The sequence below is a fragment of the Spongiactinospora sp. TRM90649 genome (genome assembly GCF_029382225.1).
Classification (GTDB): Bacteria; Actinomycetota; Actinomycetes; order Streptosporangiales; family Streptosporangiaceae; genus Spongiactinospora.
Window position 1 is genome coordinate 62341 of the sequence record NZ_JARLTC010000036.1, and the last position, 12395, is coordinate 74735.

The following is a 12395-nucleotide window of genomic DNA, read 5'->3' on the forward strand; positions in this document are numbered from 1 at the left end:
CGCAATCAGGACATTTCATCCCGCCGGGATCATGCATAGTCGAACAATGCCGGTAAATGCCCCAGCGCGCATGCGAAGAGGTACTCAGTCCCTTTATGAGTACAAGTCATCCGCCGTCACCGGCTCCAGATAGACCACCGACACCGCAGGGACCTTCTCCCGCAACTCGGCCTTCGCCCGATCGACGGTGGCGGTGACCGTCCCCAGATCCGTACGGGACGGCAGCTTCACGGACGCGGCGACCAGCAGGTCCTCCGGCCCGAGTGCAGGGTGCGCAGGTCGCGGACCTCGCCGATGCCGCCGCTCGCCGCGAGCACGTCCCTGATCCGCGAGATCACCTCGGGAGCCGCGCCCTCCCCGATGATCACGCTCTTCGCCTCCCTGGCCAGGACCACGGCCACCACGATGAGCAGGCCTCGATGTCCGGGATCAGCTCCCGCCGGGGCGGCCGGTAGCGCTCCCGGCCCGCGATCCGGGCCAGCTCCGGTGTGATCGGCGTCCCGTGGATCCGCCGTACGGCCTGCCCGACCGCCCGCCACTGCCCGGCCGACATCCCGGCATCGACGGCCTGCACGGCCTCCAGCCTCGGGTAGAGCGCGAGCGAGAACCGCCCGCCCGCCACGCTCACGTACGCCGACCCGTCGGCGGCCGGGAGCGGCGCCAGGACGTTCGGGACGCCACGGAGGTAGAAGGCAGATCGAGATCATCTGCACGGTAACGACGGCCTTGGAGCCGCCTACACGCGCTGTTCACCATGTGCGCCAAGCGGGCGAGGCCGCGTCCCCGTCGCTCCCGCTCCTGTCGGTCGAGGTCGATCATCACGCCTTCCAGGCTTCGTCCTGGCCGGGCACTCGCAACGATCAGCTCGTTCCCGGTCTCCCGGATGGCGATTTCGCCGATCCGCTGCCATTCGCTCATGTCTCGGCCCGCCGAAAGATCGCCCACACGATCCGGCCCTGTCCCCACGGCCGATGGCCCCACTCGTCCGACAAGGCTTCGACCATGAGCAACCCTCGCCCGTGTTCGCTGTCGTCAGCCGCCGCCGAGCTGCGGGGCTCCGTGTCCGCCCCCTCATCGGTGATCTCCATGCGCACCCAGTCACGGGAGGCGATCAGAGCAAGGTCATAACACCCGCCCGGCAGGCCGGAGCGCGTGTGGGTGACGGCGTTGGCGATCAGCTCACCGAGCACAGTCATGAGATCACCCAGGGAGACGGGGCATGACCCCGTGAACAGTGATCGACTGGCCGGGCTCGATGGAGTACGGAAGGTGATCACGCTTCTGGTCGCTGCACAGGCAGAGGGAGTCGGCGGGCTGGTGCGGCAGGGATCCAGGTGTGCGCCTGGGCGTCGAGGACGCCGATGCCGGAGGCCCAGTTCATCTTGCCGAGGGGACGGGTGGGGTCGCCCATGTCAGAGGACCAGGGCAGATTCTTCTCGGTGCCGGTGTTGGACAGACGAATCTGCACGACAAGGTGCTTGCCCTTGACGCGGTTGAGGCCGACCACTTCGACCTTGAGGTCCTCGTTGTCGGTGCCACGGGTTTCGGCCAGGGCCTCGCGTGTGTCCTGGCCGGTCGCCGTAGGCGTGGGAGCCGGGGCGCGCGTAAGCGGATCGCTGGGGCTCGGTTCGGCGGCCTGCTCGACCGGCAGCACTCCACATCCGCTCGCGGCGAGCGTGAGTGCGGTGGTCAGGGCCACAATCCGGGAAAACACGGCGGAGATTCTGTCACGCCCGAAACAAATGTCCGAAAAACCCGCAATGCGGTACTTCCGGCCCTGCCGTACCCCGGTCCTCGTCCGAACCGGGGTACGGCGTGGCGGCTTATCCGATCCGGGCAGGGGTGCGACGGTTCAGCCTGCCGAATGCCGCCGCGAACGCCGACGCGGCCAGCGCGCCGAGCGCGGTGAGGACGAACACCCACCGGTAGCCGGATTCGCCGGGCAGGGCGGCGAGGATGGCGGCGACGGCCGCGCCGGACACGCACCCGCCGAAGATCCGCACCAGGGCGTTGACCCCGGCGGCGAGCGCCGTCTTGCCCGGTTCGACGTGCTCGACCGCCATCGTGCCGAGCGCCGCGTAGCCGATGCCGATTCCCAGGCCGAGCACCGAGGAGGCGAGATAGATGTCGAAGGCGGTGCCGTGCCAGAGCACCAGCCACAGCGCGCCCACGGCGACGATCGCCGATCCCGCGGAGACCATCGAGGAGGCCCGGAAGCGGCGCATCAGCCGCCCGGAGAACAGTGAGATCACCAGCATCACGACGGTGATGGGCAGCAGGAAGAAGCCGACCTCCAGGGTGCTCGCGCCGAAGCCGTAGCCCGCGCCCTCGGGGGCCTGGGTGAAGTTGGAGATGCCGGTCATGCCGCCGAAGAAGGCGAATCCGAGCAGCATGGACGACACGGTCGCGCCCACCGTGCCCCGGTGGGTGAGCATCGACATCTCGACCAGGGGTTCGGCCACCCGCCGTTCGACGGCGACCCAGGCGACCGCGCTCACGACCACGACGGCGAGCAGGCCGAGGACGGCGGGCGAGGTCCACCCCCACGCCCTGCCCTGGCTGATCGCGAGCAGCAGCGCGACGAGGCCGACGGTCATCAGCAGGGCCCCGAGCAGGTCAGGACGGCCCCGCCCGGGGGTGCCGGTGTCGCGGACCAGCGCCAGCACCAGAGCCCCGAGCACGACCCCCAGAACCGTGATGATCCAGAACAGCGTGTGGTAGTCGCCGGAGACGAGCCCGGCCATGACCATCCCGCCCCCGCCGCCGACGCCCATGGTGGCGCTCAGCACGCCGATGCCGGTGGCGAGCTGCTCGGGCGGCAGCAGGTCCCTGACGATGCCGATGGACAACGGGAGCAGGGCGGCCACGAAGCCCTGGAGCACTCTCCCGGCGATCAGCCACGGGAGGGAGGGGGCGAGGGCGGCGACGACGGAGCCGGCGGTGAGGAGGGCGAGCGCACCGATGATCACCAGGCGCCTGCCGTACATGTCGCCGAGTTTCGACAGCAGCGGCGTGGCCACCGCGCTCACCAGCAGGCTGATGGTGAGGGTCCAGGTGACGGCGGGCAGGGTCTCGTTCAGGTCGCGCTGCAGTGACGGAAGTAAGGGCAGGACCGCGGTGTTCTGCAGGGCGGCGATGGATGTGGCAATCGCCAGCGTGACCACGGCGGGCCACGGGTTCCTGCTGGACGTCGCACGGCCCTCTGACACGGCGATGGTCGCCACGGAGGGCTCCTCTTAGGTAATTTAGGTAAGTAATCGAGACCCGATACTACATACCTAAGTTAGGTAAGCAAACGGTGGACCCGGATCTGACCACGATCCTGGCGGCCTACCGCCGCCTGGTGACCACGCTCAACCGTGCCAAAACGCACGCTCAGCTCACCGAGGCCGCGGGGGTCCGGCTCGACCGTCCCGACGTGCAGATCCTCGTTCACCTGCTGGACGAGGGCGGGCCCCGCAGGATCGGCGCCATAGCCGAGGCGCTGCGGGTGGAGAGCCCCCACGTCACCCGCCACGTCTCCGCCCTGGAACGCCGTGGCCTGCTCGAACGCGTCCGCGACCCGGACGACGGCCGGGCCTGGCGCATCGCCCTCACCCAGCACGGCGCGGAGGCGGCGGACAGTTGCCGGCGCATCTCGCTCAAGTGGTTCGGCGGCGCGCTGGCCGACTGGTCCGACCACGACCGGGCCGAACTGGCCCGACTGCTCGACCGCCTCGCCGACGACATCCAGGACGAGGTTCACATCCCGTCGGGCTGACCCCTAGGCGGTCACACGGTTCGCCAGGGCGAGGGCTCGGCGATGACCGCGGTGCCGACCCGGCGGAAGCCGAGGGTCGCGTATAGCCGGGCCACGTCGTCGTCGCCCGCCGACAGGAAGATCGTGCCGATTCCGCGCGCGGTGGCGTCGGCGACGAGCGCCGCCGTCACGGCACGGCCGAGGCCGCGCCTGCGGGCGTCGGGGAGCGTGCCCACCCCGACGATCTCGGTCACCCCGCCGACCGGCTGGTGCTGGCCGGAGCTGACCGTCTGGCCGTCCTCGACGACCACCGCGACCGTGGACAGGCCGGTGCGGATGCGCTCGGCCATCCGGTCCACCGTTCCGTCGCCGCGCTGCTCGCGGACCGTCGCGGCCAGTTCGGCGGCGCCGGCCGTACCGACGGCCGTGCCGGGCTCGGCGAAGGCGATGTACGGCACCGCCAGCGCCCCGGCCAGCGCCTCCCGCTCGCCGGGCCCGATGATCCGGGCCCTGACGTCGGGCCGGGGCGCGAGGGCCGGGTCGAGGACCATCAGCGGGTGCTCGTGCGTCACCAGCCCGGTCTCCTCCACGGGCCCGCGCAGCCAGGGGGTCGTCTCCGCGACCCACTCGAAGCTCTCGGGGACCCCCAGCTCCCGCTGCCTGGCCCGGACCCGCTCGACCTCGGCGGCCGTCACCGGCGCGCCGGGCGCGCCGTTCCACCCCAGGGACGGCCGGGCGTAATACGGCCAGCCGTTCCCCTCGCGGACGAAGAGCGTCAGCGGTCCGAAAACCTCGGCTCTCGCGCCCCCGCGCGGCACCGCGTCGTAGTACGTCTCCAACTCGTCCAGCAGAATCCGCTGATCACGTTCCGACGTCACACCGAACCTTTTCCACCCAGAGAGCGTCCCGATCGGAGGCGTGCACGACCCGCACGGCCCTCAGATGCCCACGGCCGAGTCCGGTACGAAACCCCCGAACCATGAGAATAATGTCCCGCGCGAGCGCGCGGGGAGAGGCCCGCCCCAGGGGTTCACCCGACCTTTCCGCCGGTCCTTTCCGGATGTGGGTGGGACATGGGGATCCGGCGCATCCGTGAGGACCGCGTCCGGCCCGGCCGAATTCCCGGCATCCGCTCACTTTGCGTGATCCGGCTCGCGGCGAACGCGTGTCCTTCGTCACTTCTTGTATGGCTTCCGAGATTTGCCGCTTCTTTGCGGAAGGCCACCTTCGCGTTACGGTCTCCGCCGCCCGGCGGCACGGGCGAGACGGAAGCGCGGCCCCCTTCACCAACACGAAAGGCCCTCTCCGTGGAGAGGGCCTTCGACGACGGGACAGATGCGACACCGAAGGACGCCTTCCCGTCCGGGGAGCACTCCGGTTGAAATAGGTCAGTGCGCGGCCTCGTACTGCTCGACCACCGAGGAGGAGATGCGTCCCCGTTCACTCACCGCGAGCCCCTGCCGGCGCGCCCAGTCACGGATCTCCTTGGACCTCTGCCTGCTGGCGGCGCTGCCCCCGGAGATGCCCCGCGACCTGCGGCCGAGCCGTTCACGCCGAACCGGCCGCGCCGCGCTGACGAACGGCGCGAGCACCTTGCGCAGCTTGTCCTCGTTCTTCCCGGACAGGTCGATCTCATAGTCGGTGCCGTCCAGTCCGAACTTTAACGTGCCCACGGCCTCGCCGCCGTCGAGGTCGTCGATGAAGATCTCTTTAATCTGCTTTGCCATAATATCTCCAGTGCTGGTTATGAGGTTTCGCGGACTATAGCACTCACTCAGGCTTTTGCCCTCTATCCTCTTTCTTACACTTCTCACACTGGCGGTCGCAGGGGTAGCCGTCCATGTCGTAATGTCGTACAAAAATGTCCGGCGCAATCTGTGCCTAGGGCACAGTACCCGCTCGCGCCCCAGTCCATGGCGTCTTCGCGCGGTCTCTATCGCTACACCGGTGATTGCCGCTTCCCGGTAATCCGAACCCCGTTCCCCGACGTGCGGGGCACAGTGACGCGACAGCGGCTTGAACACGGTTCGGTAAGCGGTTCGCGCTTCGGTCAACCGATCGGTGGATCGGCTCTACCATGTCGCGGATGCGGCGGGTCGCGCCGCTGCGATGGGCAAGGCGTCCGGAGCCGGGAGTCGCCCGTGCCCGATGCGCCGACAACCGATATTGCCCGGGAAAGGCGCGCCGTGAACGCCGCACGCGCATCTTAGGCCGGATTTTCGGCCATCCTGGCATGATCGGCCGCACTCGGCGTGTTTCAGCCGGTCACGTTTCCGGTCGCGGGCGTCGTGTCCGTAACGCCGGAAAACCAGTGGAAAACCAGGTGCGCCCGGCCGTCCGGCGAGCGGACAATGCCGCATGCTGTCCGATCACTGGCCGCTGTGGGCGCTGCTCGTCCGCACGCCACGACTGGAGCTTCGAGTGCCCGCCGAGGCGGAGCTGGCCGAGCTGGCCGACGTCGCGGCGCACGGCATCCACGAACCGGGCCACCAGCCCTTCCTGACCCCGTGGGCGGCGGACTCCCCCACCCGCAGGGCGCGCGAGGTGCTCCAGCGGCACTGGCGCCACCACGGCACCTGGACCCCGGCCGACTGGGTCCTCGACCTCGCGGTCTTCGAGGACGGGCGCCCCTTGGGCGTGCAGACCGTCCAGGCCCGCGAATTCGGCGTGCTGCGCGAGGTGCTCACCGGGTCCTGGCTGGGCCTGGCCCACCATGGCCGGGGCGTCGGCACCGAGATGCGGCACGCCGTCCTGCAGCTGGCCTTCGCCGGGCTGAACGCGGTCGAGGCGGTGTCCGAGTCGTTCGCCGGCAACGCCCAGTCCATCGGCGTGTCGCGCAAGCTCGGCTACCGCCCCGACGGCGTCAGCGGATATGCGGTGGACGGCGAGGCGAAGCGGTCCCAGCGGTTCCGTCTCACCCGCGAAGACTGGGAGCGGTCGGCCCGCCCCGAGGTGACCGTGGACGGCCTTGAGCCGTGCCTGGAACTCTTCGGCGCCGTCCCGCCCGCCTCATAGCGGGCATCGCCCGATAGGGGCGCTAGCCGACGGGCAGCGTCCCCGAAACGGTCGTGCCGCCGCCGAGCACGTCGTTCACCGTCAGACTTCCGCCGCGCTCGGCGAACAGCGCCCGCATGCGCACCGCGCTCATCTTGTGCGCCGCCGACGTGCGCCCGTCACCATCGTCGCTCACCGTCAGGCGTAAGCCCGTGCGCCCGAGCGTGATCGCCAGCGACACCGCCCGTGGCGATCTCCCCCGCCCCAGCTCGACCCGGCCCAGCGCCTCCCGGACGACCGCCAGCACCGCCCGCGCGATCTCCTTCGGCACCTCACCGGACGGCAGCGCCCAGATCTCCACCTCGACCCCGGTACGCCGTGACCACTCCTGGCAGAAGTGGGTCAGCGCCGGCGACAGACCCTCGTCGCCGCGCAGTTCGAGTTCGTCTACCAAAGCCAGCTCCCCAGTTCCCCGTAACACCCCCGGTGCGGCCATTCACGGGTGCGGTGATGTCGGCGACGCGCCGAGTACAACACGGACAATCTACCTCTAGGAACTGGTGCCGACTAACGCCTTCCCGGCCCGGAAGGTCTAGTGCGCATAACACCGCCGTTACCCGCACGCGACCCGGCGACCAGGGGGGATCGGCGTTCTGTCAGGCTCCGGCGAGGGCCGTCCCCGCTTTCCGGCCCGCCCGGGAGACCGGCGAGCGCTCGCTTTATCGGGGGCCCATCGAATCTAATGATTAAAAGTGAGCCTTTGATTTGTTGAACATTTTGTACATTGATCAACGGACCAGGCGGACGAGGAACAGGATGACCCCGACCGCGACCGCGACGAGGGCGGCCCAGAGGGCGATCAGCCCGTAGGAGACCCCGCCGTCGGCCGGGGACTCGGCGGAGGCCGGGGCGGTGGACGGGCTGGTGCGGTGCGTGGCGCGCTCAGGAGTGGGCGTGAGCGTCGGCCTGGGCCGCAGGCCCGCCGGGAGGGGGACGCGGTAGACGGGGCTCGAAACGCCCTCAGAGCCGGTCAGCACCGCCGTTCCGTCACGGGTGTAGGTGATGGACTCGGCCTGGTTCACGGCGGGCATGGTGAGGCGGCCAATCGACTTGCCCGTGGGGTCGTAGAGGCTGGCGGAGAAGTAGGTGCGGATGACGTAGCCGGAGCCGTCGGGGGCGAAGGCGGCGTCGGTGGCCATCAGCGGGGCGGCGGCGAACCGGCGCAGCACGTTGGTCTTGGTGGTGCTCAGCCGGCGCGGCGCCACGTAGACCGAGCCGCCGAACTCCTTGCTGACGATGTAGAGGCGGCCCGTGCGCGGGTTGACCATCAGCCCCTCGGCGTTGCGGGCGCCGTCCTTGTAGCGGAACCGGTAGCGGGTGGCGGGCAGGGTGGCGTCGCGCAGCTCGGCCGGCTCCTGGACCTTGTACACGGAGATATCGGGCCACGCGCCGTCCATGTTGTCGCCGATGTCGGCGAACCACAGCACGCCCCGGCCGGTCTCGGGGTCGGTGGTCGCGGCCATGCCCTCCCAGTCGCGGGCCTCGGCGCCGCTGAGCCGGAACGTGGCGCGGGTACGGCCGCCCGGCCCAATGGCGTAGAAGGTGGGGCCGGCGTCGCTGTCGTTGTGGGTGTAGACGATGCCGCGATGGGTGGGCGAGGTCGCGAGCCCGCTCGACTCGGTGATCCGAGTGTCCTTGATGCGGAACGCCAGGCGTTCCTTGTCGTCACGAACGGAGCCGGCCAAGGCGGCGGCGGGCGCGAGAATCGGCGCCGGCACGACGAGAGCGGCGGCGAGCGCCGCGCGGATCAGGACCCCCATTCCGCCATCATGCCCTGTCACTCCCGCCACCGCTCGGACCGCTCCCCGTCGGCGTGGCCGGTGGTGAACGGCGGGAGCGGGGCGCTCGACTGGAGTGGACTCCAGGTGCCTAGGGTGATCCTCATGGAATACGTGAATCTCGGCCGCAGCGGGCTTTCCGTCAGCCGGCTGTGCCTTGGCACCATGAACTTCGGCCCGATCACCGCCGAGGAAGACGCCTTCCCCATCATGGACCGCGCCCACGAACTGGGCATCAACTTCTTCGACACGGCCGACACGTACGGCTGGCACGCCGGCTGGGGCCTGACGGAGGAGATCGTCGGGCGCTGGTTCGCGCAGGGCGGGGGCCGCCGAGACAAGACCGTCATCGCCACCAAGCTCTATGCCAGCCAGACCGACTGGCCCAATGACGGCAGGCTGTCCGCGCTGCACATACGCCGGGCCTGCGACGCCTCGCTGCGGCGTCTGCAGACCGACCACATCGACATCTACCAGGCCCACCACGTCGACCGGGACACCCCGTTCGAGGAGTTCTGGGAGGCCATGGAGGTGCTGCGGCAGCAGGGCAAGATCCTGTACGTGGGGTCCTCCAACTTCGCGGGCTGGCACATCGCCAAGGCCCAGGAGACCGCCAAGCGGCGCGGCACGTTCGGCCTGGTGTCCGAGCAGAGCCACTACAACCTGGTCTATCGCGCGGTGGAGCTGGAGGTCCTGCCCGCGTGCCAGGACTACGGCCTTGGCGTCATCCCGTGGAGCCCGCTGGCGGGCGGCCTGCTCGGCGGCATCCTGCGCAAGATCGACAAGGGGCGCACGGCCGACGAGCGGGTGACCAAGGAGCTGGCCAAGCACCGCGACAAGATCGAGCGCTACGAGGCGTTCTGCGATGAGCTGGGCCAGGACCCGGCGCTGGTGGCGCTGGCCTGGCTGCTCAAGCAGCCCGGGGTGACCGGGCCCATCATCGGCCCGCGCACCCTGGACCAGCTCGACGGCACCGCCAAGGCGCTGGAAGTCGATCTGGACGACAAGGCGCTGGCCGGACTGGACGAGATCTTCCCCGGGCACCGCACGGCGCCTGAGGACTACGCCTGGTAGCTCAGGTCAGCAACGCGCCGATGACCACGATGAGCACGAGCAGGGCGAGCACCGTGGGCAGCAGCCATCTTCTGGGACGGTCCACGCTGTGGAGCCTAGCCGTCGTCCTGACCGGTCCGTGCCAGCGGCCATGACTCAACGGTCTCGTACCTCACCCGCGCACCCAGGTGACTGCGGACCAGATGCACCTCCGACGCCTCCCACGGCACCCCTGAGAACGACCCGAGGGCGCTGACGAGAGGCCACACATCGATGTCGGCCCGGTTGTCCGCCCGCGCGCGAGCCACGCTCAGGTGCGGGCGGAACGGCTTCTCGTCCACCTGGACGGCGCCCGCCCGCCTGGCCCCCGCGCCGAGGGACGCGGCGAGCCGGTTCAGGCGCCCGATCGGGCCGGACATGCCACACCAGACCACCTTGGCGCGCCGGGCCGAGGGGAAGGCCCCCACGCCCGTGAACGACAGCGTGGCGGGCGCGTGGCGGGCGGCGGCCCGGGCCAGCCGTACGGACAGGTCGGGCAGCGCCCGCTCCGGGACCTCCCCGAAGAACGACAGCGTGACGTGCCAGCTCTCCCGGTTCAGCCAGCGCAGGCCGGGCCAGGCGTCGCGGTGGGGCCGCAGGGCCCCCTCGATCTCATCGAGCGCCTCCGGCGGCGGGGACAGCGCCGCGAACAACCGCATTCGAGCTCCTTCGCCGGATGATGGCGTTGGCCAACAGTACGGCAAGCCCGGTGCCGACGAGCGTCATCACGCCGCCGATCATCACGCCCATGCGCGGCCCTGCCAGTTCCGACACCCACCCGATGAGCGGGGCGCCGATCGGCGCGCCTCCGGTGAAGACCAGGAAGTAGATCCCCATGACGCGCCCGCGCATCTCGGCCGAGGTGCCGAGCTGGACGATCGCGTTGGCGGCGGTGTTCACGGTGATCAGCGCGATCCCGGTGGGCACGAGGAAGAGCAGGTAGGCGGCGTACCAGGGAGCGAGCCCGGCGGCGATCTGGGCGAGGCCGAAGGCCACCGCGCCGCCGAAGAGCAGCTTGCGTCCCGGGCGGACCCGCCGGGCGGCGAGCAGCGCCCCGGCGAGCGCGCCCACGGCGAAGCCGCTGGAGGCGAGCCCGAAGGACGACGCCCCGGCCTGGAAGACCTCTCTGGCCATCAGCGCGATGGACATCATGAAGCTCTGCGAGAACATCGACAGGAACGCGACCACCAGGATCGGGGTCAGCAGTTCGCGGCGGTCCAGCACGTAACGCAGGCCCTCGCGGAGCTGGCCCTTGGCGCGCGGCAGCGGCTCGGGGGTGCGCAGCTCGGAGCGGCGCATCAGCAGCAGGCTGGCGATCACTCCGGCGAACGTCAGCGAGTTGACCAGGAAGATCGGCCCGGTGCCGCCCAGGACGTAGATCAGGACTCCGGCCAGCGCGGGACCCACCACCCGCGCCAGGTTGAAGATCGAGCTGTTCAGCGCGATGGCGTTGGTCAGGTCGTCGCGGCCGACCATCTCCACCACGAACGCCTGCCGGGTCGGGATGTCCAGGCAGGAGATGACGCCGACGAGCAGCGCCATCGCGTACACGTGCCAGACCTGCGCGGCGCCGGTCACTGTGAGCAGGCCGAGAGACAGCGCCAGCACGCCCATCAGGGCCTGCGAGGCGATCAGGATCGGCCGCTTGGCGTAGCGGTCGGCGAGCATGCCGCCCCACATGCCGAGCGCGAGCTGCGGCGCGAACTGCAGGGCGGTGGTGACGCCGAGCGCGGCGGCGCTGCCGTGTGTGAGTTCGAGGACCAGCCAGTCCTGGGCGGTGCGCTGCATCCAGGTGCCGACGTTCGACACGATGCCGCCCGTGGCGTACAGCCGGTAGTTGTGGTTGCGCAGCGAGCGGAACATGCCGCCGCGCCCGTGCGCGGGCCGTACGACCTGCGCGCCGCCCGACTCGCTCGCCTGGATCTCACCGGCGGCCGCGGCTCTGGCGGCGGCCCTGCGGCGCGACAGACGCAGCCTGGAGGGCCGCGGCCGCGCACGGACCGTGTCCCCGGTCTTGGTGCTCTCGGTCTTGGTGCTCTCGGGCTTGGTGCTCTCGGCGCGCCCTCGGGTGAAGGGATGAAACCGGCGGGGGCGCACGGACTCCGCGGCGGCGGTCTCGCCGGTGGACGCCGCCGCGCCGGGTTCCTCGGGCTCGGCGGCCTCCGCGTCAGCGGATGAGGCGCCTATATCCTGCTGAGCTTCTCCAGGATTGGCGCCGCCGCCCGCAGCACGGACCTCTCCTCCACGGTCAGCTCCTTCAGGCGCTGTGTCAGCCACGCCTCCTTGCGGCGGCGCTCCTCCTTCAGCAGCGCCGATCCTTCCTCGGTCACGCTCACCGAGACCTGACGCCGGTCGGTCGGATGCGGGGCTCGGACGACCAGGCCGCGTTCGTCCAGCCCGGAGATCACCCGCGTCATTGACGGCGGGCGCATCTTCTCCAGCTCGGCGAGTTCGCCTGGGGTTATCGCGGAGTGGCGTTCGATGGCCGCCAGCGCCGCGAGCTGGGTGGGAGTCAGCGAGTCTACGGTGGCCTGCCGCCGCAACCTGCGGTTCAGCCTGGCGAGCGACACGCGCAGGGCGGACGCCAGCCCGGCGTCGCTGCGCAGGTTCACGACGGGGCTCTTGGGTGGGTTCGTTAGCATGAGTCATTACCTTTGCTAACTATATACACTCTCAACCTATTCCTCCAGAAACTTCGTCAGCCCCTACCGCATAGGGGGATCCGGGACGGA

General features: G+C 70.1%; 15 protein-coding genes. 3 read left to right on the forward strand and 12 right to left on the reverse strand.

The window, feature by feature from the left end:
* Positions 1–227: 227 nt before the first annotated feature.
* The 5 genes from P3X83_RS34830 to P3X83_RS34850 form a co-directional block, all read right to left on the reverse strand.
* Positions 228–368 (reverse strand): hypothetical protein, encoded by a 141-nt coding sequence (locus tag P3X83_RS34830; protein ID WP_277309600.1) that lies wholly within the window; start codon positions 366–368, stop codon positions 228–230.
* The gene (locus P3X83_RS34835; protein WP_277309601.1) at positions 365–628 is read right to left on the reverse strand and encodes a hypothetical protein; all 264 of its coding nucleotides are present in this window, start codon (positions 626–628) and stop codon (positions 365–367) included. The genes P3X83_RS34830 and P3X83_RS34835 overlap by 4 nt, the downstream gene beginning before the upstream one ends.
* Positions 629–914: 286 nt before the next feature.
* Positions 915–1196, reverse strand: a complete 282-nt coding sequence (locus tag P3X83_RS34840; RefSeq protein ID WP_277309602.1) for an ATP-binding protein — start codon at positions 1194–1196, stop codon at positions 915–917.
* A gap of 77 nt (positions 1197–1273) precedes the next feature.
* A complete protein-coding gene (locus tag P3X83_RS34845) occupies positions 1274–1714 on the reverse strand; it encodes a hypothetical protein (RefSeq protein ID WP_277309604.1) in 441 nt (146 codons plus the stop codon).
* Positions 1715–1823: 109 nt separating this feature from the next.
* Positions 1824–3224 (reverse strand): MFS transporter, encoded by a 1401-nt coding sequence (locus P3X83_RS34850; RefSeq protein ID WP_277309605.1) that lies wholly within the window; start codon positions 3222–3224, stop codon positions 1824–1826.
* Between the two features lie 74 nt (positions 3225–3298).
* Here P3X83_RS34850 and P3X83_RS34855 point away from each other — a divergent pair, with 74 nt between their 5' ends.
* Positions 3299–3760, forward strand: a complete 462-nt coding sequence (locus P3X83_RS34855) for a MarR family transcriptional regulator (RefSeq protein ID WP_277309606.1) — start codon at positions 3299–3301, stop codon at positions 3758–3760.
* Between the two features lie 11 nt (positions 3761–3771).
* On the opposite strand, the gene P3X83_RS34860 is transcribed toward P3X83_RS34855, so the two are convergent.
* Both P3X83_RS34860 and P3X83_RS34865 read right to left on the reverse strand, forming a co-directional pair.
* A complete protein-coding gene (locus P3X83_RS34860; RefSeq protein ID WP_277309607.1) occupies positions 3772–4617 on the reverse strand; it encodes a GNAT family N-acetyltransferase in 846 nt (281 codons plus the stop codon).
* A 510-nt stretch (positions 4618–5127) separates the two neighbouring features.
* Entirely contained in the window at positions 5128–5466 is a 339-nt protein-coding gene (locus tag P3X83_RS34865; protein ID WP_277309608.1) for an Lsr2 family protein, read from the reverse strand.
* Between the two features lie 631 nt (positions 5467–6097).
* Here P3X83_RS34865 and P3X83_RS34870 point away from each other — a divergent pair.
* Positions 6098–6754 carry a GNAT family protein gene (locus tag P3X83_RS34870; RefSeq protein ID WP_277309609.1) on the forward strand — a complete coding sequence of 219 codons (657 nt, stop codon included), beginning with the start codon at positions 6098–6100 and terminating at the stop codon, positions 6752–6754.
* 22 nt (positions 6755–6776) lie between these two features.
* On the opposite strand, the gene P3X83_RS34875 is transcribed toward P3X83_RS34870, so the two are convergent.
* Entirely contained in the window at positions 6777–7187 is a 411-nt protein-coding gene (locus tag P3X83_RS34875) for a hypothetical protein (protein ID WP_277309610.1), read from the reverse strand.
* 334 nt (positions 7188–7521) lie between these two features.
* Positions 7522–8553 (reverse strand): hypothetical protein, encoded by a 1032-nt coding sequence (locus P3X83_RS34880; protein ID WP_277309611.1) that lies wholly within the window; start codon positions 8551–8553, stop codon positions 7522–7524.
* A 123-nt stretch (positions 8554–8676) separates the two neighbouring features.
* On the opposite strand from P3X83_RS34880, the gene P3X83_RS34885 reads away from it, so the two are divergent.
* Positions 8677–9645 carry an aldo/keto reductase gene (locus tag P3X83_RS34885; RefSeq protein WP_277309612.1) on the forward strand — a complete coding sequence of 323 codons (969 nt, stop codon included), beginning with the start codon at positions 8677–8679 and terminating at the stop codon, positions 9643–9645.
* Between the two features lie 95 nt (positions 9646–9740).
* Here P3X83_RS34885 and thpR read toward each other — a convergent pair whose 3' ends face one another.
* The 3 genes from thpR to P3X83_RS34900 all read right to left on the reverse strand — a co-directional run bounded on the left by thpR (position 9741) and on the right by P3X83_RS34900 (position 12305).
* The gene (gene thpR, locus P3X83_RS34890) at positions 9741–10322 is read right to left on the reverse strand and encodes an RNA 2',3'-cyclic phosphodiesterase (RefSeq protein WP_277309613.1); all 582 of its coding nucleotides are present in this window, start codon (positions 10320–10322) and stop codon (positions 9741–9743) included.
* Positions 10276–11760 carry an MFS transporter gene (locus tag P3X83_RS34895; protein WP_277309614.1) on the reverse strand — a complete coding sequence of 495 codons (1485 nt, stop codon included), beginning with the start codon at positions 11758–11760 and terminating at the stop codon, positions 10276–10278. The genes thpR and P3X83_RS34895 overlap by 47 nt, the downstream gene beginning before the upstream one ends.
* Positions 11761–11846: 86 nt before the next feature.
* The gene (locus tag P3X83_RS34900) at positions 11847–12305 is read right to left on the reverse strand and encodes a MarR family transcriptional regulator (protein ID WP_277309615.1); all 459 of its coding nucleotides are present in this window, start codon (positions 12303–12305) and stop codon (positions 11847–11849) included.
* Positions 12306–12395 lie beyond the last annotated feature (90 nt).